The organism is Thermodesulfobacteriota bacterium, assembly GCA_036397855.1.
GTDB lineage: Bacteria > Desulfobacterota_D > UBA1144 > Nemesobacterales > CSP1-2 > DASWID01.
Genome location: DASWID010000143.1, coordinates 1 through 23,730, shown reverse-complemented (window position 1 = coordinate 23,730; position 23,730 = coordinate 1). Strand labels below are relative to the sequence as shown.

Here is a 23,730-nt window from a genome sequence, read left to right as displayed (position 1 = left end):
GGAGAACACACATGAACTCGGCAGTAGTTGCTGTAGTGGTGCTGATACTATATTTTTTTGGATATCGCTTCTATTCGAGATATATCTCAAGAAGGGTGTTTCAAGTTTCAGATGATGAATTAACCCCATCTCATGAGCTCAAAGACGACTTGGGCTTTGTGCCGACAAATAAACACGTGCTCTTTGGTCACCACTTCGCCTCTATAGCTGGAGCACTACGATTCCTGGCAAGCTGCAAGCAGCGGTGGTCTTAGTAACTTCGTTATTGGAGCTTAGAGTTTCTTACAGGCGTTGAAGATTCCTGACCTGATAGGCAGCACCTTGATAAGCGTGCTAATCATTAGCTTTGCCGCTACCTCACTTGATACCGCAGCTAGAATACAGAGGTTGATAATAAGCGAACTAGGATCTGCTTATAACGTAAGAATCTTAGAAAGCAGATATGTGGGTGCGGCTTTGGCGGTAGTACCGGGTCTTTTATTGGCAATACTTGCAGAAGCCCCTGGTCAAGGGCCCGGTTCTGGCGGATTTTTTCTCTGGCCCCTCTTTGGGGCTACCAACCAGCTCGTCGGGGTCTGACCCTTCTTGCTGCAACAATCTTCCTTTGGAAAACAGGAAGCCCTGTTATTTATACGTTAATTCCTATGGTGCTCCTGATCCTCATGACTACTGGATCTATGATTCTGAACTTTAAGGAATTTGCTTATAATCCCTTGTTATTGGTGCTATCGGCTATCATACTGGCACTGGCCGTCTGGCTGATACTGGAAGCTTCGTTTGATTACAATAGGCAAAGAAACTCAGAAGGTATAATTGCGAAATTGCCTGAAATAGATTAAAAAAGTCTTATTCTTACTCAAATATTGTTTTATTTGAGACAAGAATTCTCGCCTCGGTTGTGGCGGCTATAATGCCGTCTTGATTTTTCACCTCCCCTGATAGATCGACAAGTCCACCATCGATCTTCGGTTTTTCTTCGAGCCTCTTCACTTCCCATTCCATGTGAATTGTATCGTTAATGTAGATGGGTGAAGTGAACTTTATAGAGGCTTCGACCGTTGATATATCGGTATCGTGAAATATGTTGCTATAAACCCCGACCATGAAGCTGAACGTGAGCGCTCCATGGAGAATTCGTTTTCCGAATCTTGATTTTCTCATGCCTGGTTCGTTTGTGTGAAGTGAATTAAAGTCCCTAAATAGGCCTGCAGCTTTGACGATATGGGCCTCCGTGATAGTAATACTCTCTGAAAATTTCTCCCCGATTTTCAACTCATTAAACGCCCTGCCTATTCTCATGATGTTTGGCACCTCATAGTCTCAATTTAAATTTCAGGCTTTATTGTGAACTTAAATTTTCTTTCTATCCTTCAGGGCCCTTCCCAGGGTGATCTCGTCAACATATTCTATATCACCGCCAACTGGGATTCCATGGGCAATTCTAGTTACTTCAATTCCAAGAGGCTTTATTATTTTTGCAAGGTATAGGGCCGTGGCCTCTCCTTCGACACTCGGGTTTGTGGCTATTATTACTTCAGTAATTGGTTCTGTCTTCAGTCTATTAATGAGTTCTTTGATCTTTAAATCGTCGGGTCCCACACCCTCTATTGGAGATATAACGCCATTTAACACATGGTACTTGCCCCTGTGCTCCCTGCTTCGTTCGATTGCGAGAAGGTCAAAAGGTTCTTCGACAACGCAGATCACAGATTTATCTCTTTCGTGATCTGTGCAAATTGAGCAATTATCACCAGCCATAAAACTGAAGCAAATCGGGCAGGTAGAAACCTGCCTTTTAGCATCCACGATGGCTTTTGCTATGCCTTCAGCAAATTCCTGGGGAGACCTCAGCAGATGAAAGGCTAACCTCGTAGCGTTCTTTTCACCGATTCCTGGAAGTTTAGATAGGGATTCAATAAGCCTGGAGATTGGATCTGGCAAACCGTAATGCATTTTCAAATAAGACCAGGGGGCAGACCAAAACCTGTCGCTGCCTTGGCTAGTTCCTCTTTCATGATCTCCCTTCCTCTATTTAGAGCCTCATTTACAGCCGCAGTTATTAAATCTTGGAGCATCTCGATATCACCTTCCTGTAAGATTGTTGGTTCGATCTTTATTGAGAGTACCTCGCCATTGGCTTTGGCGACAGCAGTTACCATTCCCCCACCTGCCGATGCCTCAACAACCCTTTCTCCAGCTTCAGCCTGTAACTTTTCCATCTGCTCTTTTACCTTCTCGGCTTGCTTTAGCATATTCTTGATGTTCCCACCGAATTTCATATAACTTACTCCTTTTCTCTGATTTTTATATTAACTATTCTCCCTCTTAAGATTTCCATCGCATCTTGAACCGCTTGCGTGTTTTGTATTTGTGATCTGATTTTAGAATTTTTATCACTCAAACTCGTATTTTCGGCATTGGATGAACTCGCTAGAGCCACTATCTTATAATCTCTCCCAAAAAATTCTTTTGATAATTTCCGAATTGTGTCTTGGGTCTCTTTACGAGCAATGTAATCGTAATGGGTTGACTGAGATGGAAACTCTATCTTTATGATCGAATCACCGATTTTCATAGATTCAGCGTGTTCTAGTTGCATTGCTATAACAGGTTTTTTTTCTTTCAGAAACCCCAGAAAATCTAGACCTTCTACATTTACTGTGTTGTCGTCTTTGATATCTTCTGATCTCTTTGTGTCGTTCTTTGATTCGACGTCAGGCGACTTATCTCTTTGTGTTTTCGCCATTTGTTTCACAGCCCGAGTATGAGAAACTTCTTTATCATATGATGAGGGATTAGCATTTCCAAGCTTATCGCTAAGCTTTTCAATGGTTTTTAAAATATCCTCTATGGCAATTGAAGTATCCATAATAGTTAGTTTAACTAAAGTAACTTCAAGTGCCATTTGAGGATAGAACGATTGTTGTACTTCTTCAGCTCCTTTCAGCATGAGATTAAATAGCAACTCAAGGTTTTCAATACTGTGATCATTCGATAATAGCTCAATTTCCCTTATCTCTTCTGTTGATATATTAGATATTATTCCCCCGCCACATGTTCTGATTATGAGTGCGTTCCTCAACATTTTTAGCAAATCTTCTGCAAATCGCTTTGGACTTACACCCTTAAGGCTTGCTTCATTTAGTGTTTCGAGGCACATCTTTGTATCTTTGTTGAAAATTGAAGAAACCGCCCTTCTTAAAAGCTGCCTGTCCAGTAAACCTAAAATTCTAGTTGCTTCTTCATGATTTATATCTGTACCGAAAGTTGCAACAAGCTGGTCTAAAAGGCTTAGCGCATCACGCAGGCTTCCATCCGATTCTTGGGCTATCAAATAGATTGTTTCTTCTGTGATGTTTATGTTCTCAGTAGAAGTTACCAGCATGATCCTGTCCTTTATCTTATCCGTTGAGACTTTTTTAAAATCGTATCTTTGACAGCGTGAGAGTATGGTAACAGGGATCTTTTGAACCTCGGTGGTAGCTAGGATAAAAAGCACGTGGGGAGGAGGCTCTTCCAATGTCTTAAGTAAAGCATTAAAGGCGGATTGAGAGAGCATATGAGCTTCATCGATTATGTATATCTTTGTTTTTCCCGATGAAGGTAGATATTTGACGTTCTCAATGATTTCTCTTATGTCTTTTACCCCTGTGTGAGAAGCTGCGTCAATTTCAATAACATCGAGAGAATTCCCCTCAGATATTTCCTGACAGTTCGTACACTCTGAACATGGAAGATGCGTAGGCCCATCTTTGCAGTTAATAGCTTTTGCAACTATCCTTGCAGTGGAGGTTTTTCCTACACCCCTGGGTCCCGAAAATATAAACGCATGAGCCGTCTTTCCGCTTGATATGGCGTTTTTCAGGGTTTGGATTATATATTCCTGCCCAATTACATCATCAAAGACTTTTGGTCGCCATTTTCTTGCAAGTACAAGGTATGACATGATTTTTCAAAACCAGCTAGCCAGGTTAACCGCAACGCTCAGGAGAATTTGCTACCGTTGCTCCCTTCCAGGCCTGGCGGGTTTCACAAGCTCCTGCCGTACGGGCCTAGCTAACTGGAACTCTATTTTTTATTCATGGCGGAGAGGGTGGGATTTGAACCCACGAGAGAGCTATTAACCCTCTACACACTTTCCAGGCGTGCACCTTCGGCCGCTCGGTCACCTCTCCAGCAAATAATACTTTTTTCGAAATTTTAACATTACGAATTTAAATGTTCAAAAAATCAATTGATCGTTTTCTTAAGTTGAAAAACAAAAAGAATAATAATCTTATCTTAAACTGATTTCACCGAACGTTAAGATGTAAATCCCTGTTGCCAGTTCTAAGGTTTAGAATAGATATCCGGAAAGGAAACAATGTTTTGCGATATTTTGTTTCACATCTCCCCAATGGATATTCGCTAGTAGAAAAAACATCTCCTTCAAAAGGTTCGGGTGGAGCATAGGTATCTTACTTAGCTGAAAATTGTGCACGGCTGCAACTAGCGAAAAATAATAATGTTATATGGAAAATATCCCCTGAATTTATTGTGAGATATTTCAACGTGTCGGTCATTTCGCTTTATATTCACACTTGCAAATGTCCTTTCTAATATAAGCAATTACATTCAAGATATCATTTTCTGACAGTATACCGCCCCAGGCTGCCATCATAGGAGACTTTCCAACCGATGCTCCACCCTCTGTTATTACTTTAAGTAAATGCTCATTGCTGAGTGCTGAAACGTATTCTGCATCGTTCAGGTTCCTAGGTTTGGGATTTAACGCTGCTGCCGCAGCTCCATCACCTTTGCCTTCAGGCCCATGGCAGGCCGCGCAATTGGCCTGGAAAATCTCCATTCCCTTTGCGGGATCGCCTTCGGGTTCGGCTTTTGCGAGTACTGCTTTACTTGAATCCTGAGATTTGTTATAGAGTCTTGCCTCATCATCACTACCTTTTGCGGAGATACTGATGAGTGGTAGCAGTAAGACGGTGGTTGTCAGCAAGGCAAACAATGCGAATGCGTTTTTGGACATCGCTAACCCTCCTTGGTTTGTTGCTTGATTATCAATACCATGCTTCGATTAAGCACTTATTCTAACTGTATATTTGGTTTTGTTAAGCATTAATTTATTTTCAATATTAATATTTAGGTTTTATTTTTTTTGGGTAATAATTGGAGGAATTGGTTAGTTGTTAATACTGCTTATGAGTTATTTTGTTGATACGCTAATTGATTTGTGACAAAATGTTATGTAACGAAATCATCAAAGGGCCATCAAAATTTCGCATGAAATTGAGCTTAGCCGATGAATTGTTATGGGGTAGGATTAATAGGATTTGTTTTGAATGATGGATCGAATCTTTTTATATATTAAGCAAATTTCTGAGGATTTAGTCGTAGTGTAGGAACTGAAGTATTTGGGAGATACGATTCTTATGGCAGGATCACAATCATGAACTTTGTCAACGTTGATATTAGGGAGGGAGTGGCGAAAATTTTTTTAAACAGACCAAAAGTGAATGCGATAAACGGGCGGGTGCTTAACGAACTTGCACAATGTTTTGACGAAATTCGACGGGATGACAGTGCTAAGGCTTTAATTCTGACGGGTGAGGGCAGTTTCTTTTCTTTCGGGTTTGATGTTCCTGAGTTATATAATTATAAAAAGGAAGATTTTACCGAATTTATGTTCAATTTTTCAGACATGCTAAGAAATGTTTTCCTATTCCCGAAGCCAGTCTTAGCGGCATTGAATGGGCACACCATCGCGGGTGGCTGTATCCTAGCTCTGGCGTGTGATTACAGATTGATGGTAGCTGAAAAGGCAAAGATTTCTTTAAACGAAATAACATTTGGATCAACCCTTTTTTCTTCAGCCGTCGAGATGCTCAGATTCTTGGTTGGATCAAAGAATGCTTCGACTATTCTTTATTCCGGGCGAATGTATTCTGCTGACGAAGCACTTCGATTGGGATTAATCGATAATGCGGTGTCAAGGGACGAACTTCTGAGTTCCGCTCGCAGTATTGCCGAAGATCACATAAATAAAGACACTCTCGGATTTAAAGGAATTAAATCTCTGCTGAGAAATCGGGTTGCCGATTACATAAAAGATAGTGAGAAAGACTCTATCCTTGAATTTGTAGATATTTGGTATTCTGAAAGTGTTCGTACTAGTCTTCGAAAGATTGTCATCAAAGACTAGGATTCAATACTATTTCTTTGATTATCACATTTAATTTGTATGTTGCCGAAATCATGGAGAAAGCAAGGAGCCAATTCGATGATTAAGGACTGGGATATTGTCAAATCTAAGAGGTTGAACTCTTATCGGGTATTTTCAACGAGAATGGATATAGGTAAATCGCCTGTCACTGGTAAGGAGCACGATTTTTATATAATCGAAGCGCCAACATGGGTTAATGTGGTTGCAATTAGTGCTGATGACGAGATTCTTCTAATTAAGCAATATCGTCATGGTATCAGGTCTGTAACCTTTGAAATACCAGGGGGCATGGTAGATCCAGGAGAGTCCCCGCTTGAAGCAGCTAAAAGAGAATTACTGGAGGAGACTGGTTTTATTTCAAATGACTGGGCTTTGATTGGTAATGTTCATCCAAATCCCGCAATCCAGGACAACATATGCTTAACCTATTTGGCAAGGAATGTTGAACAGATAGGGAAGCCGAAACTTGATGGGACCGAAGATATCGCTTCGTTCTTGATGCCTACCAGGGAAATAATAAAATTGGTATCCAACGGAGAAATTACTCACGCCCTCGTTATTTCGGCATTTTATTGGTATCTGTTACACAATAAAGGCGGAACGCCTCCGTAGGGATCTAGAATCTTTCTCACAAATAACTAATCAGAGCATTATTTAATTACGTCAGTATTTAACGTGAAAAGTTATTGTTGGTTACTGTTTGTCCTGACGACCTTGCTAGCCTGAGGTCCTTTTGGGCCCTCGACGGCTTCGTACTCTACAACTTCACCATCCGAAAGGACTTTGTATCCCTGTCCTTCAATAACGCTGTAATGGACAAACACATCTTTGCCCCCATCATCTGGCTCTAAGAATCCGTAGCCCTTAGAGCTATTAAACCATTTTACTTTACCCTTTAACAAATGAAAACACCTCCTAGCTAAACGTGCTTTTAATATCTCACAGTTTAAATCATTTGTCAATCAGTTTTTTTTCAATAAAGTGAGTTTATTGCATACCATATGGAATGAGGTATAAGTTTAAGATTCTTGGGGTTTAATACTCAGCGTGTAATATCTATTATTTAATTGTCGATGTAAAAGTTCCCATCACGGTCAACATCTATCAGTCAAATTTTAATGATACGAATTTCCGAAGGTTATGACGCTAATTTTCACATCTAGAACTTGATTATTAAAGCGTAGTTGGGATAATATAACCCGTAGTGCGGGGCAGGTGGCGAAACCGGCAGACGCGACGGCCTCAAAAGCCGTTGGGCATTGCGCCCGTAAGGGTTCGACTCCCTTCCTGCCCAGTCCTAAACGTGATGCCCGAATGTAGTAGGGGCATTCAATTGTACGCCCCTACTCCTTAGACTTCGTGTCTCAGCAATTATTGGTTGATTGAAGAAATAAGTTAGATAACCGCTCAATATCTGGGCATGGAGGGCTCGTGCTTTTCTGCCCATGCATCGATGCCACCACCCAGATTTTTTACCCTCTTGAAACCCATGTGCCTCAGAAACCTGGTTGCCTGAAGGCTTCTCATACCATGATGGCAATGAACTATGATATCATCGGCTGTGTCAAGTTCATTTATCCTAGATGGTAAGTCACCCAATGGTATTAATTTAGAACCGCCTATCTTGCATATTTCATACTCATGGGGTTCCCTCACATCCAGTATCACTAAATTGTTGCTTTTATTTGATAGAATGTACCTAAATTCATCGACCGTAATCTCAATGTCAGATACATCTCCTAATAACTCGGGGTCCCCGCGTCCAATTCCGCAAAATTCCTCATAATCGATGAGCTTTGTTATTGTCGGATTCTTACCGCAAATAGGGCAACTTGAATCCTTTCTGAGTTTTAACTCCCTAATTTTCATCTCCATTACATCTAAGAAAAGAAGCTTTCCAATCAAAGGTTGACCTTTACCGATAATAAGCTTGATCGCTTCAGCGGCTTGCATAGTCCCTATAATACCCGGAAGGATGCCTAATACTCCACCTTCTGCACAGCTTGGTACCATCCCCGGCGGAGGGGGCTCAGGGTAAAGGCATCTATAGCATGGCCCTCTCTTGGCATCGAATACGCTCACCTGACCTTCGAATCTGAAAATGCTTCCATAGACATTTGGTTTTCCCAGGAGTACGCATGCGTCATTGACCAAGTAACGCGTAGCAAAGTTATCTGTTCCATCGATGATGACATCGTAATCTTTAATTATTTCCATTGCATTACCGGATGTTAACATTGTGTTGTAAGTATGAACGCTGATGTCTGAATTAAGCTCAATGAGTCTTTCTTTTGCAGATTCGACCTTTAGCTTACCAATGTTTTTTTCACTATGTATGATCTGTCTTTGAAGGTTGCTAAAATCCACTACATCAAAATCAAGGATTCCCAGTTTGCCAACTCCGGCCGCGGCTAAATATAATGCTAGAGGGGAACCAAGACCTCCGGCTCCTATACACAGAACCTTGGACTCAACCAGTTTCTCCTGGCCTTCAACTCCTACCTCAGGCATTATCAAATGTCTGCTGTAGCGACTAACTTGTTCGTTAGTGAGATTCATCGACTAATACCATCCGTTTTTAATCATTTTGAGGATCAATAAAATATAACACAAACATTAAAATTTCAAATTCAATTTTTGATTTTAGCTGCTGAACCGATCCTCAATATCTATTCCGATTCATAAGGGGGGGTTATAGATTCATCTGTCTACGATTTATGAACGGGGCATGTATTTGATCCTTCTTGTAGTTGCCGGTGAGCGCGTAAATTATGATGTTTATACCCGTTCTGAAAGCAAGCTCTCTTTGAGATTCTCCCCCGGGAATACATTCATACTGCCACCTGCCGAATTCATCTTCAGACCATGCACCACCCAAGTCATTCCGCGAGTAGATTAATGAGGTTCTCTCTTCATCTTCAAATGTTATTCCCTCGAGATAGGGTTTAATTATTCTCCGGCCACTTGGCACGGGGAGAAGGTAAAAGGATTTGTATAAGACATGGTCCCTTGGAATTCTTTCGAGTGAATATTCTGGGAAAATCCTATCTGTTTCTGAACGAATCTGGTTATCAAAAGGTGAATTTTCTTCGCCTGATACGTCATCGATCAGTAAGGTCCCTCCAAGTGTCAAAAATTTTCGGATTCTTTTTATTTCGGGTTCAGAAAATGGTTCAAAAGAGCCCCTTCCCGCTAAATAAAGAAAGGGGTAAAGGAAAAGGTCTGGTGAATCGATCTCTATTTCCTTTTTTTGGAAAGAGGCTTTAACACTTGTTCTTAAATCAAGTGTAGACATAAGCCTCCTGTATGCCCTGGGCCTGGGATCCCATTCGCCATTGTACTTTACCTGTGCAAAATAGAATTCGGATGCTCTATATGTAGCACTTAGAGGCAAATTTATTGATAAAAGGCCTCCCGTGAGAAAGAGATTCAAGAATTCCCTTCGTGTTATCACTATTGTTTAATATTGATGCTTTGGCCTCTGGGTGTCAAGCGAAACCTACCATGATGCGGGTAGGAATCATCCGAACTTAAGTATTTGATAAATCGAGGGGTATTGGTTAACTTAGTTGCCAATGGCTGAGATTAGCTTAAAAAAAAGTTCTCTTGCCACCTACAGGGTTGAATTTCCCGTAACGAAAAAATTCATTTATCTCGACCATGCCGCAGTTGCGCCACTGTCAAAAAGGGTCAAGGATACCGTAGAAAAATTCTTAACAGAAGCGACCGAGTCAGCTTTTTTTAAATATAGTTACTGGATGGATAGGGTCGAGGAAATCAGGGGAAACTGTGCCGAGTTAGTTGGTTCTGAGAAAGAGGAAATTGCATTCATCAAAAATACCTCTCATGGTATTTCATTAGTTGCTGAAGGGCTTGATTGGAGGGAGGGTGATAACGTTATGGTTTTTGAAAAAGAGTTTCCCTCTAACATTTATCCGTGGCTGAATCTAGAGAGAAGGGGCGTTAAGGTGAAGTTTATTCCTGCAAGGGGAAATATGATTCATATGGATGATATTGAGAAAATGATAGATACGAATACGAGACTCCTTTCTATTAGCTCAGTGCAGTTTTCTAATGGATTTAGGGTTGATTTGGAAAGGTTGGGTGAACTGTGTAGGAGGAAAAAGGTTTTACTTTTTGTAGACGCGATTCAGAGCTTAGGAATGGTTCCAATGAATGTGAGGGAGTTAGGAATTGATTTTCTTGCGTCAGACGGACACAAGTGGCTACTCGGCCCAGAGGGGGCCGGGATATTTTATTGCCGACATGAACTTGCCGAGCTCTTAAAACCTTCTCTTATAGGGTGGAAGAGTGTTGTAAATGAGAACGATTACGATCATATAGACTTTCGACTCAAAACCAATTCGCTTAAATTTGAAGAAGGCTCACTCAATGTTATGGGAATCATGGCTCTGGGTGCGGCGGTTGATCTACTCCTTGAAGTCGGGATTGACAGGATCAGCGAAAGGATACTTGACCTTGGAGATATAATATTCGAGGAATCGGAAAAGAGGGGATTGGAAATGAAGTCCCCAATGGACAGAAAGTATAGGGCTGGGATTAATTCTATCATGGGGAAGTTTGATCCTATTGGTGTTAAAGATAGATTAAGGGCTCTTGGCATATTGGTTAATGTTAGGAGTGGGGCGATTCGAGTGGCACCCCATTTCTATAATACAGAGGATGAGATTCTGAGGTTTTTTTCTGAGTTGGATAAATTAATGTGATTTATGTAACTACGAGTTAAATCGTTATGTTAAAGCGTTTAGAAGTTCAAAGAAATATAGATAATTTATGTAAGGTGAAGCATCAATACGACAGGTTCGAAAAAGTTATCAGTCTTCATTAACAAATTGGATATGGTTAGATCCTTTCCCATATTATTCAGTTAAGGTCTTCACGAAGAGTAGCTTGTGTATCCACTAATTGTTTTAGAGGATTTTCTGGATTCCACCCAGTTGGAACTGATACAACAGATAGGAGCAGGACTCGTCCGAAATTTGGGAAATATTTTGCAAGGCCAAATTCTGATGCACTAACCACATGGCTTATGCCGTGTTCATTGCTGAAGCTCGGAATCCCGATCACTATATCTGCTTGTTCAATTTGTTCTACCTGACTTTTGACTTCTGGGTTAACATCAAAAATGGTTAAGGTTTTTTTTAATATGCTTTCTCCGCAATACCAATTACTTTGTCAACCATTGTCATATTGCATTATTGGTTTAGAATTTTACTTTAATTCTGAATTTTGAAAAGATTAAACTTTTGCCTGTAAGCTTCATCAGTACTTTTTGTGTAAGGCTCTTAAGAACTAAGTCATGTTTGTGAGTTTTATTTGATTTTTAGTCATGGGTAATCTAAGAATAAAGCAAGATAAAATCTTCTAGTAGGGAGGTTAGCTTGCCTAAGCTGACAATAAACTTAACAATGGATGTTGAAGAGGATCTTGATGGTGGCATTGATGAATCGTTATTAAATAAACTCGCTTCCGATTTGGGTGATGTAATTGTTGGGTTAGTCAATGCACAAAAGGGGATTTTCGGCACGGTAAATCTGTTTGTCAACGGAGAGCATTATAGCTCAGTGAACTTCGATTGAATTCTGCAAATTCTCCAATTACATGCAACGCATTTTGAATAATGAATTCATAAGATTTCCCCGGGCTGCGCCAAGAATCCATTCAGTGCTCTATTTAAAGTATCGATCAAGAATTTTTCTTATCTATTTTGTATCTATATTATTGTTTCAGGGAATATTCCAGACTATAGAGCAAATGAGTTATTAGGGGTCTTAACACGTGAATTCAACTTCGATCGCCACATGATTAGTAATTCTAGAATCGAGATGCTATGCCCGACAGCTTATCAATTCAAGCTGCTTTAGATGCATCGGTCTGATTTACATTTAAATTAAACGGCTTACTTGCTTCACCGAAATAGAGACTTAAATGCGGGAAAGGAATCTCGATACCCATTTCGTCAAAGGTGTTCTTAATTCTCCTTCTGAGTTCCCTACCTACGTCCCACTGTTTCAATGGTAGTGTCTTAATCATACATTTGATCGTCACTTCTGAATCACCAAAGTCATCGACTCCAAGAATTTGAAGTGGTTCCAATATAAGTGGTCCAAAGTGTTCATCCTTAGATAACCTCTCTCCAATTTCGTTTAACACCTTCATTACGTCATCCACATTCTCCTTGTATGCGACACCCACGTCGACTACATAGCGGGACCACCCCTTACTTCTGTTGGATAATGTCTCTATAGTACCGTTGGGGAAAATATGTACCGTTCCCTCTAAGTCTCTAATCACAATTGTCCTTAGGTTAATCTCTTCTACCAGTCCACCTGTTCCATTGATTATCCCCACGTCGCCAACCCGAATCTGATTTTCCGAAAGGATAAAGAAACCACTTATAATGTCCCGCACAAGATTCTGTGCTCCAAAACCAACTGCAAGGCCCACAATACCGGCGCCTGCTATGATCGGTGCTATATCCATTCCTACTTCTTTAAGAATCATCATGATCGAAGTTAACAGCACAACAATAAGGACTACTTTCCTCAATAAGTTGCAAAGGGTATTCAACCTTTTTTCCGTTTCAATTGCGGCTATGAATTCTCTTTCACGACCTGCTATTAGTTTCTCAATTCTTCCAATTATGATGTAAGAAAATTTCAGAACTAAAAAAGCACCTATTATAATTAAAACGATCCTGGTGCCTGAGGTCATAGACCAGGCGATGAATTGGTCTAAAAAAGCTGGATTTAGAAACTTTGATGTAACATTACTCATTGTATTTACCCCCTTTTGAAAATTTTTTAAGGTTACTCAGATAATTCTGGATAAAAATTACTTATTCTTAATATGAGAAGTCCATTTACTTGGATTGTTCTTTAAGGGTAGCTTGTACAGTGTAGTTTTATTATAACCTATACGAGAAAGTTCTGAAACGTTCAAGCAAAACCGAGAAACGCAAAAAAGGAGAAAATTTCTGTGATGTTTGTAAGAATATGAGTCTTTCTTGGTTCAGTTCTCACTCTTCTTCCCATAGTGAGAATCGTTTAAGTAGATAAGGCTTATTGTGCTCAAAAATCCTGGCCTGCTCCTGTACGACTTCTTCGGCCTCATCGCTGTCCATTTTCATTACCTGCTGACAGTAGCTTTTAGTGCGACCAAAGTATAGTGGAGTAATTATGTCAACAAGACGGCGTTTGTTTCTTTCCCAAAGCTGATATACGTATGCGAAGTCATATAGTACTTTGCTCCAGAGATCCGAATCAAATACCTCCTCTTTTCCATTACTCCAACTCTCGTGTATCTTTTCTAGCCTATCCATCTTTTCATCATCCAGGATATCCTTATACATCGGTCTAAAGTGACTAAATCCCTCAACGAATTCTTCATGTAGATTATGAAGACTCACGGAGACATCTTCTAATTGTGGTTCTTCATCCCTCTTGTTGTTAATTTGTATGGCTTGAAACGGATTATCTCTTTCCCAGTTGCTCTCATATTTAGCCATCAGATATAACAGGGTACTAACGACCTGGCGGAACATCGGTCCAAGGTCAGTTGCTGGATCCTTGGCATTGTGAACCTTGGTACCAAGATATGTTTGAACAACCTTAAATCCTTCATTTATGGCACATGTAGTCATCCAGACGTCGATCCCGAATCTGGCAACGTCTGTTTCCCATACATCTTCTTTTACATAAAACGCTGCCAACTCAGGTGAAAACCCAAAATCACCCCCGATTGGCTGTCGCACATCAACGCCGTATAGAGCCCTTGTCATTGGATATACAATCTGATTAGTTATTGTTCCGTCGAACTTGTGCCTGCGGTAATAGGGGGCGACGAATCCTGCAGAATTTTCGATTACGGGTTCAACCAATAGTTTTATCCATTCCGGCGTGATACTCCTTAAGTCAGCATCAACAACGGCTATGGCCTTGGCCTTCAGGATTAAGGCTAGTTCAAAAACTGCTCTAAAAGATGTTCCCTTTCCGGGAAGCCCGCGATAAATTGTAACTCTCCTTTGAATGTTTTCAGGTATAGCGGCTTCGTATGCATGTTCGCGTGTGTCATCAAGAGAGCCTCCATCGCTGACAAATATTGCAGATTTACAGTTCGGAAAGTATTGTGCTAGTCCTTTTCCAATCTGCTCAATCACAAAACCAAGGGTATCTTCTGTGTTATAGCAGGGAATACCTACCAAGATATCAACGGTTTTAATCTTATCTACCCACATGTGTACGTTTTCTCTAAGCGCCGTAGAATATTTTTTGAATTCCATTATTAAACATCTCCTGAGTTCGTCGTTGTCATATAAATTATCATTAAAGTTACCCTAAATATTTGTAAGTTTTAGATGGGAGATGAAATAATAATATTTTAAGAATATGAATAAACTCTTATGATACCATAATAATCCTCAAATCCATCACGTTTGTATTTGTGGGACCTGTAATGATCAAGTCTCTTAAGGGTTTGAAGAAATTGTAGGAATTATTCTCTCTGAGATATTTTTCTGCGACCATTCCCAACTCCTTGGATCGTCTTAAAGTCGACCCGTCTGCTATCGCACCCGCAGCCTCAGTAGGGCCGTCTGTCCCATCCGTGCCAACACTTAGTATTACTACTTTTTCTAATCCGTCGATTGAAATCGCCGCTGCCAATGCGAATTCTTGATTGCGACCACCCAACCCTTCACCTTTAATCTTAACTGTAGTTTCGCCCCCCGATACAACGCATGCAGGCTTTCCAACCGGATTTCCAGTACTCAGAATTTCTTTCGCTATTGCCGCGTGGACTTTGGCTACTTCTATGGTTTCGCCCTCAATAAATGATGAGAGAATAAGACTGTTATATCCAAGCTTATCTGCTTGCTCCTTCGCTGCGCTTAGCGCTTGTTTGTTACTTCCAATGATGATATTTTGAGTTCTTACGAATATTCGATCATCGGCTTTTGGCGATTCTTCGACCTCTCCCCGGCGTCCCTTCTCAAAATATTCAAGTACAGGGTCAGGAATCTCGTGATGGATTTTGTATTTTTCCAGTATGCGAAAGCAGTCTGCGAATGTAGTTTTGTCCGGTACAGTAGGACCAGAGGCTATACTGTCTAAATTATCTCCGATGACGTCTGACAGGATCAAGGAGATCAATTTTGAGGGATAAGCCAGCCTTGCTAATCTCCCACCTTTGACTTTCGAAATCTGTTTACGAAGGCAATTGATCTCATGTATGGTAGCACCACAATCTAGTAGTGCTTTGGTTAAGTGCTGCTTGTCTTCCAAGCTTATGCCCTCAGCCGGACAGGGCAGGAGAGCTGAACCGCCGCCAGAGATCAAGCAAAAGACTAGGTCCTTTTCTCCAGTCTGTCTCAGTAATTGTACAATTTCATTCGTACCTGCCAGCCCTGCCTCGTCAGGCACCGGATGGCCGGCTTCATTTGCTTTAACAATCTTAAGTGGAACGCTGTGTCCGTATTTAACGTTTACTATGCCTCCCTTTATTCTGTTGCCCAATAAATCTTCAATCGCTTTTGCCATTGCAGCAGAGGCTTTACCCATGCCTATGATAAAGATGTTTTCATATGCTGACAGGTTATATATTTTCCCCTGAATATCTAATCTGTTATCTTCGACCACTAAATTATGTTTAATTGTATTGGCAGGGTCGACCGCCTTAATACCATGTTTGAATATCGTTATGGCGTCTTGTCTTAATCTAGTTATGTCCATAGTTCTCGTATAATGCTTTTTATGAGGTAGCTAAAAAAAGAGAGAGATTAGTGTGATCATCATATGAGGTAACTCTGAAATATTACCGCAAAGCTAAGAAAGACGAAGAACCCGACCACATCGGTAACCGTGGTCAATATTATGCTGGATGACTGAGCGGGATCTAGACCGAATGTTTTCATGGCGAGGGGGATTATTGCCCCTGCTAATCCAGCTATTATCAACGTGAGAATCATTGCGAGTCCAATAACCAAACCTAGATAACGCTTTCCCTTCCATATCCATGAGATAAACGCGGTAACAAACCCAATTATTATCCCGTTGAATATTCCAATCTTTGCTTCCTTTATGAGTAGCATAGGCACATTCTTTGGTGGAATTTCCCTCATGACAAGACCCCTCATAACAACAGCGAGGGATTGAAGCCCAGCATTGCCACTTTGTCCCGCGATTACAGGAAGGAAAACAGCCAAGACTGCGATCTTTGCGATTGTGTCTTGGAACAGAGAGACCACCGAGCCTGCTAAAAATGCGGTCGCAAGATTAATATGAAGCCATGGCAATCGCTTCTTCAGTGAGAACCATATTGACGAATATACTCGCTCATTCCCCCCAGCTCCAAACATCTTCTGGATATCTTCCGTCGCCTCCTGCTGCACATGACTGAGCAATTGATCTGAATTAACAATTCCAAGCAATTTATTGTCACTATCTACCACCGGGGCAGCAAAGTACCTTCTAGATGAAAGCTGATTGGCGACCTCCTCGCGGTCGGTGAATGCATTTATAGTAAATACGTCCTTTATCATTGCCGATTCAAGCTTTGCCTCTGGCGATGCTAATAGCAGGTCGCGCATATTTAATACACCGACTAGGCGATTCCCATTGTCTACTACGTAAACGTATGACGAGGTCTGTTTTTGGAAAGCTAATGATCGTATTCTTTGTATAGCATCTTTGACCTTTATATCTGTGCGAAAAGCTATGAAGTTCGTTGTCATAATACGTCCAGCGCTGTCTACGGGGAATATCAAGAGCTCTTGAATCATTTGCCTGCTTTTATTTGATAGGCATTCCAAAAGCCTTTTTCGTATGTCTTCAGGAATGTTAACGATGATAGCTGCTCCCTGTTCCGGGCTGAGGTTCTCAACAATTTCTTTAAACGTATTAGTTGGAATTTCCTTGAGTAATGCTGCAGCATAATTAACTTGAAGATTGTGGAAGATCTTCACTGACACTGACGGTGGGAGATTTTTTAATATTTCAATCGCTTCATCTTCGTCCATTGTTTCAAGCGCGCGAGTCGCTGTAAGAGGATCATATTCAAAAAATTTTTCTACATATGGAAATAACGGACTATTTCCATTCATCATCTTAACACCTCCAATTACTGCCAAAGGTCCAATTAAATGATCTCAATTAATCAGTGATTTTATCTACTTTTATTTTTACCTTTGCTGGTTCGATCTTTTCTACTGAGAGACCTTTTGGGAAATTAAGGTTGGAGTCTGATATAGTTACTGTCTTGCGCCCTGCAGTGACATTGGGGAGATTTAGTATCAAGGAAATTTCAGGTTCACTCGTGAAAAAGAAGGATCTTCTGGGACCTAAGAATGTTACCTTAACCTCTTTGGGTTCCACTTCGGAAATTTTATATTCCGATTGTAAAGGGGCAGTCTGAATCGGGACCAGAAAAGATTCATATTCCAATCCAGACCCATATACGAGTACAAACCAGAGTGCGAGGGTCAAAATAATAGCAATAATCTTTTCTTTAAAATTTTTCACCAAGAATTCATTCAAAACAGCAGCCCTGCTGGACGGATGTATTTCTTCATAAAATTTGTGAAGAATAAGGTTAAATTGGTCAAACCCTACCTGCTTTAGGATTCCATTACGAGCTACGGAGATTGCTCCTTGCTCCTCCGAAACGACCAAACATAGTGCATCGGTGAATTCAGTTAAACCTAAAGCTGCGGCATGTCTTGTACCATGATAACGTAGCTGTTGAAAATTCTTTGATAGGGGTAGATGAGCGGAAAACATCGTAATTTTTCCGTTCTCTATAATTACTGCACCGTCATGACCTATTGAATGAGGGTCAAAAATACTCTTCAAGAGTGGTTCGCTTAGGTCGCCGTTTAATTCAACCCCTCCTTCCAGGTACAAATCTATTAAATCCCTTCCAGGAAGAACTATGAGGGCTCCTACTCGATTATTGGCAAAATCACTAAGGGTTTTTACCAATATTTGTACTTCTCTTGGATAATCTTTGGATTTTGAACGTTTATTGAATGTTGGGTTTAACCCCAAAACAGCTATTTTTTCAAAAAGGCGTCTTAGCTCTTCCTGAAAAATCACGATCAGAGCTATTATGATTACGGCAAAAAAACCCTGAAGGACTGAATAAATCAGCACTAGATTGAACTGACGGGCGAGAAGGTATATTATGCTTATTATGATTATCCCGGAAAGTACAAATCCTGCCCTTGTTTTTTTAAACCAAACAAGAACCGAATAGATTAGTAGAGACATAAAAGCTATATCGAAGAACCCTGCGAAACCTATTTGCTTAAGAAATGTTATCAAAAAGTCAAAAATTTTTGAAATTTGTTCTTTCATATTAAGTTATACGATTAATGTTTGTTCGCTTATATTTAGGACCTTGTAACCTTATGCTATTTAGGACTAGTTAACTTCTTGCTGAGAATTAAATATTCATTATAACCGTTGGCTAAGAATAATTAATAGTGTTGTTGGCCTTGTTAAGAGTTGATGTATTCTTCCTTCACTTTCGATATTAGTCCTCGAATTTATTATTTTTTTTAAAACTGCTATTGAAACCTATAAATGTGCATATATCACATTTGATTTATTTACAGGTACTTACATTTCCCTTTTATATGTATTAAATTAATGAAAAAGATAATTCTCAAATATAGTTCTGAGGTGTGCATTTGTCATAGATATCAATAGCGATATTAGAAAATTAGAGGAAATCAAGTATGGCCAGGACTCCATCGCACACAATGAAGAAAGATATAATAGTAACGGTGATGATTGAAATACCGAAGGGGAGTAGGAATAAGTATGAGTATGACGTAGAAAATAAGATGATCAAATTGGACAGGATGCTGTTTTCAGCCGTCCATTATCCCAGCGACTATGGTTTTATAGTGAATTCCTTGGGTAGGGATGGAGATCCACTCGACGCATTGGTACTGGTATGGGAGCCCACTTTTCCTGGTTGCATAATAGAGGCAAAACCTGTTGGACTATTCAGGATGTGGGATGAGAAGGGACCAGATGAAAAAATCCTTTGTGTACCAGTTTCAGATCCGAATTGGAACTACATCAAAAAGCTTTCGGACATTCCTCCGCATCTTTTGAAGGAGATTGAGCATTTTTTCAGAATTTATAAAGAATTGGAGGAAAAGAAAACGGGCATAGAGGGTTGGGAAGATCGTGAATCGGCAATAAAAACAATTAAAGAAGCTCAAGAGAGATATATTAAAGAGGGCAAGAGATTTGCGTTGTAGATATGACACGATGCATGATGCAGGATACACGATTCAAGACGTTCGATGACCTCTTATAACTGCTTCTCTAAAATTAAATAGTTTTGCTCCCAATTCTTCGTACCTATCAAAGAGATTTTCAAACAGCTCTTTTTTTAGGGAACCTGTTTCGCGAAGTATCTCCAGATGTACTTTGGTTTCGTCACATGAAGCAATGGAATATGTTAAAAACTGTACAAATTCATTTTTATATTTTCTTCTACCAAATCCCTCGACAATGTTAGAAACAATAGATTTTGAGGAACGCCTAATTTGACTACCCTCTTCATACATTTCGAAGCCTGGTAACTTATCAACTGTCAATGCATGCACCTTAATTGATAGCTCTTTTGAAAGTAAATATATGTCAAGGTCTTTGAATGATTTTGGCCTATTCACTATTTACGGCTCAGGGATTCAAATTGAAGCAATCACAATGTCCTTAGCAAATTATACATCCATTATCACACATGTGTTGACTTCATCCTGCATCCTGCATCGTGCATCCTGCATCGTGTATCCTGCATCGTGCATCCTGTATCCTGCATCATTCCAGGGAGTGGGCTATTTCTGGGTGCCAAAGTCTGAAGTGGTTCTTATGTATGTCAGTGTAAGCTCCCTCCGTGTAGTATTTATCATAGAATTCGAGGTCCAGGTGATGTGCTTGAAAAACCAGTCTTACAAACATTGGATCAAGAAATGCAGGAAATCTCCCGTAGTTTTCGTAAACATAAGTGCAGAAATCCTTAACGATTTCGATCCTCTCCTCTGATGGATGGTATTCATCTTTAAGAACCGCCTTTGGATCTTGATACGGGTATGGATTTTCTTCTTTCCAGAATTCGCCTCTTACTTTTAGAAATTTATCAACAGCTTCACTCATGTCCTTGACATAGGGGGGGCAGAGTGCTTCGAAGACGCCGTCCCGCCCAACAGGAATGGGGCTTGATATGCTCCTGAGTGTTTTTTCGGGCTTTACGAATCGAAATCCCAGCCCTTTGTAAGACGGATCCAATCCGAGGGCGTAGTGAGGGAGTAGTCCCGTAAATGCCCATCCGCCAAGTCCCAGTGACTGGAGGGCGAGGTTCATATTTTGACAGATAAAGGCCTGTTCGACATTTAACGTCGTCAGTACTCTAAGTTCCAGGTCGAATAGGGACATCCTCACATCGTTTCTTATGTAACCCTTTTTGATCCATTTATCTAAGCCGCAGGAACGCCCACCGTTTAACTCATCAATTATGTTAAACCCATATTTCGCGCCAAAGTATATGAAGAGGAGTACCATGTATTCAACCGTTATGTTTGTGACCGGGATGAAGAATGTCGTTCCGGGCTTATTTGTGTTCCATGCGTTGAAATCAAAAAGTCCCGGTTCGCCTTTCGGTAGTTCTGCCCTTCCATCCTGAAGCTTTATCTGGCTTTTCCTAAAAAGCTGAAGCACCTTCTCCAGTTTTTCCTCCTCTGATTTTCCGGGGAAAATAGATGTCTCGCCAGTCTCAGGCATGAGATTAAAGAGTTTTATCATGTAAACTCCATTATCGTTTGTGTAAAAGAGCTCGGTTGAATGGGAGTTGCATGAACAAGGCCAGGAGCGTCCAGTCCATTGAAATAGCCAGGAGATTCCTGTTCGTGGGAGGTCTCCGAGTGAAAGTCCCGTCAAGCCAGTCCCCGCCCAAATTAAAAAGGCCTCCTCTAGTTCTGTGAGCGGTATTGGTTCAAACCTGGATCTATGTTTTAGTGTTCCCTCTTTAATCTCCATCCCGAGTCCAAACCTTCTCGACCGCCTTGTAAATATCGAATCAAGAAGACCGAAGTTCAACGCGACATTAAGCCCTTCAGGAATGTTCATGCTATATCTCCTCCGAACTACTTTTTATAGATGATTGTATACGATAGGATAAAAGATTAAAATCTGGAGTAGGGGATCCTAGAGACGTTCAAGTTTGCATTTATCAATACATAAATTACGAATGGAATAGCTCAAGATAAAAATTAGTAAAAAATGCTGAGCTAAACTTAACTGAAATTTCCTCTTAGAAATTGTTCATATGTTTCGTAACTTATAGAACCTTAACCATCTCCTCTGGTTTTTTTAATGAGGGTCTTTAAAGAAGGAAGAAGTTTAGTACTATAAAAGCTAAAGCGTAAGAAAATCTCTTACAAAATCCGAATAATAATTAGTACCTCAATTATTTCTAGTAACTTAGAAGTGTCTAGATTGTAACGAAGCTTTTTCTGAAGCCCGCTATTATATTAAAGCGAATACACCGGCACGAGGATTTCTCGCTCTGCCTTTCTCCGTCCTCTAATGGTCTCTTCGATTGTTTTGAGTACGTTTGCTGCGAAGTAGCGTGTACCGCAGGTTGTACAGACACCAGCGGGTACATTTTCAATTAGCACATACTTTCCTTTTACTTTCCTAGACAGGTTTACCTTTTTCTCGACGATTGTCCCATCACAGTATTCACAGCGTTCGCCTTCCCAAAATTTCATTTCTCTTTCTCCTTGCCCTATCCTTTGGGTCGGTCCTCATAAACAGTTATGACACGAACCTTTCCAGTTTGAGTTATACGACACACAACGCCGATGGTTCTTCCATCCAGTGCAGAGCCAAGTATCTCATACTTATCTTCTCGCGGCCAAGTTCTACGAACCTTGCCTTTTAAGATACCATATTCTATATCGTAGATGTCAAAGTTTTCAGCCATCGCTTCCTCAACGGCATGTTCGGTCAGGTAATAAAGACCATTGCGAACAAGCAAGCGCATCTGCCCGATTCTGCTCAATGAGTGTCTCCGTCAACATCATTGTGTTCAAAGGTTGATTGTCTATGGTAAACTAATAATCATTTTCAAGGAGTTGACTGATACTAAATTTTACTGTGGAACTTATCTTAGGTCAAAGAGGAGATAAGTCAGTGTCATTTGTCAAGTTGATAGAAAATTAACAAAGTGCAGCTTTTTTTATTTCCATCCCGAGTCCAAACCTTCTCGACCGCCTTGTAAATATCGAATCAAGAAGACCGAAGTTCAATGCGACATTAAGCCCTTCAGGAATGTTCATGTCGACTTTTCCTCCGAACTACTTTTTACAGATGATTGTATACGATAGGATAAAAGATTAAAATCTGGAGTAAGGGATCCTAGAGACGTTCAAGTTTGCATTTATCAATACATGAATTACGAATGGAATAGCTCAAGATAATAATTAGTAAAAAATGCTGAGCTAAACTTAACTGAAATTTCGTCTTAGAAATCCTCCAGATGTTTCGTGACTCCAGAAATCGCTGGTTTCCTCGTAGGTGCTAGCATTTGAAATTGAGCTTTTGTGTCTTCCCATGTTTTTCCCTTTTGGGGATGGGTCATATCCCTTGAGGAGAAAATTAGTGTCTGTGTGATTTCTTTTTTAGGCATATATCGTCATACTTACCTACAGTTAACTTTTTTGCCTTTAGGAGCTTCTCAATGGACCACCACGAATGAGAAGGTGGGATACCGGCAGTTTTCGTATCTCATGAAGGTCAGCTACTTTAGCAACGCTTCTGTAAAATTTTTTAACATTAGATTGAAATAAACTCCCGGCTTTCTCAGGTTCCGATTTTTCCTCCTTCGTAAGCTTACTCGCAAACTCAGCGATGGAGCTTCTCACATCGAGGAGTTCCAGTGCCTCAAAACCGCTGACGTTGGGATAATTGACACGTACCATGAAGCTTTTCAACAAATCCTTCTTTTGTTTGTTCATACTTTTACTCCTCAAAAAGAAGCTCATTGCTATCAAATGAGAATATTGCTCTTTTACACATTGATCTCATAAGAGATACACCCATTAGAAATTCTTCTTCCATTTCCATAATCTCTACTTCGCTCAATCTTAAATTATCCACATTAATATCACTGAGGTATATACTTACTGGTTGAATTACCCCTCCAGCAAGAGTTACAGTATCTTCACCAACATAGTCACTATCGATTCCTTTTATAATTCTCGTATCTAACACAAGAGACCCTGAAAACCCCGTATCAGCTATAAGTTCTACTGGTTGCTCGTTCTCCGGAATAGAGAACGCAAGATTCAAGATCCTATTCTCGATGTAACACTTTACTTTGGGAAAGTAATCTTGATATATGTAACCCCGAAGCCTTACCGTTTTAAGAACATGAACAGAGGGGTAACCTACTCGAACAAAGAAAAATATTGCCTTAGC

At 40.4% G+C, this 23,730-nt stretch carries 29 protein-coding genes, 2 tRNA genes and 1 other RNA gene; 9 read left to right on the top strand and 23 right to left on the bottom strand.

Annotated elements, in window-relative coordinates; all coding sequences use genetic code 11:
• Positions 1-11: 11 nt before the first annotated feature.
• From VGA95_11860 to VGA95_11850, 3 genes are all read left to right on the top strand, one after another.
• Positions 12-254: a carbon starvation CstA family protein gene (locus VGA95_11860; GenBank protein HEX9667233.1), complete on the top strand. Its 243-nt coding sequence runs from the start codon at positions 12-14 to the stop codon at positions 252-254.
• Positions 255-291: 37 nt separating this feature from the next.
• Positions 292-579: a carbon starvation CstA 5TM domain-containing protein gene (locus tag VGA95_11855; GenBank protein HEX9667232.1), complete on the top strand. Its 288-nt coding sequence runs from the start codon at positions 292-294 to the stop codon at positions 577-579.
• Positions 580-662: 83 nt separating this feature from the next.
• A complete protein-coding gene (locus VGA95_11850) occupies positions 663-839 on the top strand; it encodes a hypothetical protein (protein ID HEX9667231.1) in 177 nt (58 codons plus the stop codon).
• Between the two features lie 13 nt (positions 840-852).
• Here VGA95_11850 and VGA95_11845 read toward each other — a convergent pair whose 3' ends face one another.
• The 7 genes from VGA95_11845 to VGA95_11815 form a co-directional block, all read right to left on the bottom strand.
• A complete protein-coding gene (locus VGA95_11845) occupies positions 853-1,299 on the bottom strand; it encodes a MaoC/PaaZ C-terminal domain-containing protein (GenBank protein HEX9667230.1) in 447 nt (148 codons plus the stop codon).
• Between the two features lie 51 nt (positions 1,300-1,350).
• Positions 1,351-1,953 carry a recombination mediator RecR gene (recR, locus tag VGA95_11840; protein HEX9667229.1) on the bottom strand — a complete coding sequence of 201 codons (603 nt, stop codon included), beginning with the start codon at positions 1,951-1,953 and terminating at the stop codon, positions 1,351-1,353.
• A 2-nt stretch (positions 1,954-1,955) separates the two neighbouring features.
• Positions 1,956-2,279, bottom strand: coding sequence for a YbaB/EbfC family nucleoid-associated protein (locus tag VGA95_11835; GenBank protein ID HEX9667228.1), 324 nt, complete (start codon positions 2,277-2,279; stop codon positions 1,956-1,958).
• Positions 2,280-2,284: 5 nt separating this feature from the next.
• Positions 2,285-3,946 (bottom strand): DNA polymerase III subunit gamma/tau, encoded by a 1,662-nt coding sequence (dnaX, locus tag VGA95_11830; protein ID HEX9667227.1) that lies wholly within the window; start codon positions 3,944-3,946, stop codon positions 2,285-2,287.
• Between the two features lie 14 nt (positions 3,947-3,960).
• Positions 3,961-4,059, bottom strand: an RNA gene (ffs, locus tag VGA95_11825) — signal recognition particle sRNA small type.
• A 23-nt stretch (positions 4,060-4,082) separates the two neighbouring features.
• Positions 4,083-4,175: transfer RNA gene (locus tag VGA95_11820), tRNA-Ser, on the bottom strand.
• Between the two features lie 383 nt (positions 4,176-4,558).
• Positions 4,559-5,023, bottom strand: coding sequence for a cytochrome c (locus VGA95_11815; protein HEX9667226.1), 465 nt, complete (start codon positions 5,021-5,023; stop codon positions 4,559-4,561).
• A 420-nt stretch (positions 5,024-5,443) separates the two neighbouring features.
• On the opposite strand from VGA95_11815, the gene VGA95_11810 reads away from it, so the two are divergent.
• Both VGA95_11810 and VGA95_11805 read left to right on the top strand, forming a co-directional pair.
• Entirely contained in the window at positions 5,444-6,196 is a 753-nt protein-coding gene (locus tag VGA95_11810; GenBank protein ID HEX9667225.1) for an enoyl-CoA hydratase-related protein, read from the top strand.
• A gap of 78 nt (positions 6,197-6,274) precedes the next feature.
• Complete coding sequence (locus VGA95_11805; protein ID HEX9667224.1) at positions 6,275-6,829, top strand: NUDIX hydrolase; 555 nt, start codon at positions 6,275-6,277, stop codon at positions 6,827-6,829.
• 71 nt (positions 6,830-6,900) lie between these two features.
• Here the strand turns inward: VGA95_11805 and VGA95_11800 are convergent, their stop codons facing one another.
• Positions 6,901-7,119: a cold-shock protein gene (locus tag VGA95_11800; GenBank protein HEX9667223.1), complete on the bottom strand. Its 219-nt coding sequence runs from the start codon at positions 7,117-7,119 to the stop codon at positions 6,901-6,903.
• Positions 7,120-7,426: 307 nt separating this feature from the next.
• Between VGA95_11800 and VGA95_11795 the strand changes: the two genes are divergently transcribed.
• Positions 7,427-7,511: transfer RNA gene (locus tag VGA95_11795), tRNA-Leu, on the top strand.
• A gap of 113 nt (positions 7,512-7,624) precedes the next feature.
• Here the strand turns inward: VGA95_11795 and moeB are convergent.
• A complete protein-coding gene (gene moeB / locus VGA95_11790) occupies positions 7,625-8,776 on the bottom strand; it encodes a molybdopterin-synthase adenylyltransferase MoeB (protein HEX9667222.1) in 1,152 nt (383 codons plus the stop codon).
• A gap of 133 nt (positions 8,777-8,909) precedes the next feature.
• The gene (locus tag VGA95_11785) at positions 8,910-9,650 is read right to left on the bottom strand and encodes a DUF4159 domain-containing protein (GenBank protein ID HEX9667221.1); all 741 of its coding nucleotides are present in this window, start codon (positions 9,648-9,650) and stop codon (positions 8,910-8,912) included.
• A gap of 142 nt (positions 9,651-9,792) precedes the next feature.
• Between VGA95_11785 and VGA95_11780 the strand changes: the two genes are divergently transcribed.
• The gene (locus VGA95_11780; GenBank protein HEX9667220.1) at positions 9,793-10,944 is read left to right on the top strand and encodes an aminotransferase class V-fold PLP-dependent enzyme; all 1,152 of its coding nucleotides are present in this window, start codon (positions 9,793-9,795) and stop codon (positions 10,942-10,944) included.
• A 157-nt stretch (positions 10,945-11,101) separates the two neighbouring features.
• Here VGA95_11780 and VGA95_11775 read toward each other — a convergent pair whose 3' ends face one another.
• The gene (locus tag VGA95_11775) at positions 11,102-11,305 is read right to left on the bottom strand and encodes a hypothetical protein (GenBank protein HEX9667219.1); all 204 of its coding nucleotides are present in this window, start codon (positions 11,303-11,305) and stop codon (positions 11,102-11,104) included.
• Positions 11,306-11,619: 314 nt separating this feature from the next.
• Between VGA95_11775 and VGA95_11770 the strand changes: the two genes are divergently transcribed.
• The gene (locus VGA95_11770; protein ID HEX9667218.1) at positions 11,620-11,817 is read left to right on the top strand and encodes a hypothetical protein; all 198 of its coding nucleotides are present in this window, start codon (positions 11,620-11,622) and stop codon (positions 11,815-11,817) included.
• 271 nt (positions 11,818-12,088) lie between these two features.
• Here the strand turns inward: VGA95_11770 and VGA95_11765 are convergent, their stop codons facing one another.
• The 5 genes from VGA95_11765 to VGA95_11745 form a co-directional block, all read right to left on the bottom strand.
• The gene (locus tag VGA95_11765; protein ID HEX9667217.1) at positions 12,089-13,015 is read right to left on the bottom strand and encodes a mechanosensitive ion channel family protein; all 927 of its coding nucleotides are present in this window, start codon (positions 13,013-13,015) and stop codon (positions 12,089-12,091) included.
• A 241-nt stretch (positions 13,016-13,256) separates the two neighbouring features.
• Positions 13,257-14,519, bottom strand: coding sequence for a glycosyltransferase (locus VGA95_11760; GenBank protein HEX9667216.1), 1,263 nt, complete (start codon positions 14,517-14,519; stop codon positions 13,257-13,259).
• Between the two features lie 118 nt (positions 14,520-14,637).
• Positions 14,638-15,966 carry a glycerate kinase gene (locus tag VGA95_11755; protein ID HEX9667215.1) on the bottom strand — a complete coding sequence of 443 codons (1,329 nt, stop codon included), beginning with the start codon at positions 15,964-15,966 and terminating at the stop codon, positions 14,638-14,640.
• A gap of 59 nt (positions 15,967-16,025) precedes the next feature.
• Complete coding sequence (gene mgtE / locus VGA95_11750) at positions 16,026-17,339, bottom strand: magnesium transporter (GenBank protein ID HEX9667214.1); 1,314 nt, start codon at positions 17,337-17,339, stop codon at positions 16,026-16,028.
• A gap of 46 nt (positions 17,340-17,385) precedes the next feature.
• Positions 17,386-18,588 (bottom strand): diadenylate cyclase, encoded by a 1,203-nt coding sequence (locus tag VGA95_11745; protein ID HEX9667213.1) that lies wholly within the window; start codon positions 18,586-18,588, stop codon positions 17,386-17,388.
• 383 nt (positions 18,589-18,971) lie between these two features.
• On the opposite strand from VGA95_11745, the gene VGA95_11740 reads away from it, so the two are divergent.
• A complete protein-coding gene (locus tag VGA95_11740; protein HEX9667212.1) occupies positions 18,972-19,505 on the top strand; it encodes an inorganic diphosphatase in 534 nt (177 codons plus the stop codon).
• Positions 19,506-19,538: 33 nt separating this feature from the next.
• Here the strand turns inward: VGA95_11740 and VGA95_11735 are convergent, their stop codons facing one another.
• The 7 genes from VGA95_11735 to VGA95_11705 form a co-directional block, all read right to left on the bottom strand.
• Positions 19,539-19,922: a four helix bundle protein gene (locus VGA95_11735; protein HEX9667211.1), complete on the bottom strand. Its 384-nt coding sequence runs from the start codon at positions 19,920-19,922 to the stop codon at positions 19,539-19,541.
• Positions 19,923-20,070: 148 nt separating this feature from the next.
• Positions 20,071-21,375, bottom strand: coding sequence for a hypothetical protein (locus tag VGA95_11730; GenBank protein ID HEX9667210.1), 1,305 nt, complete (start codon positions 21,373-21,375; stop codon positions 20,071-20,073).
• A 404-nt stretch (positions 21,376-21,779) separates the two neighbouring features.
• The gene (locus VGA95_11725) at positions 21,780-22,019 is read right to left on the bottom strand and encodes a YgiT-type zinc finger protein (GenBank protein HEX9667209.1); all 240 of its coding nucleotides are present in this window, start codon (positions 22,017-22,019) and stop codon (positions 21,780-21,782) included.
• Between the two features lie 17 nt (positions 22,020-22,036).
• Positions 22,037-22,312 carry a DUF4258 domain-containing protein gene (locus VGA95_11720; GenBank protein HEX9667208.1) on the bottom strand — a complete coding sequence of 92 codons (276 nt, stop codon included), beginning with the start codon at positions 22,310-22,312 and terminating at the stop codon, positions 22,037-22,039.
• A 462-nt stretch (positions 22,313-22,774) separates the two neighbouring features.
• Complete coding sequence (locus VGA95_11715) at positions 22,775-22,939, bottom strand: hypothetical protein (GenBank protein ID HEX9667207.1); 165 nt, start codon at positions 22,937-22,939, stop codon at positions 22,775-22,777.
• A gap of 37 nt (positions 22,940-22,976) precedes the next feature.
• Entirely contained in the window at positions 22,977-23,267 is a 291-nt protein-coding gene (locus VGA95_11710) for a hypothetical protein (GenBank protein HEX9667206.1), read from the bottom strand.
• A gap of 4 nt (positions 23,268-23,271) precedes the next feature.
• On the bottom strand, positions 23,272-23,730 hold a 459-nt coding region (locus VGA95_11705; protein ID HEX9667205.1), incomplete at its 5' end, for an aspartyl protease family protein.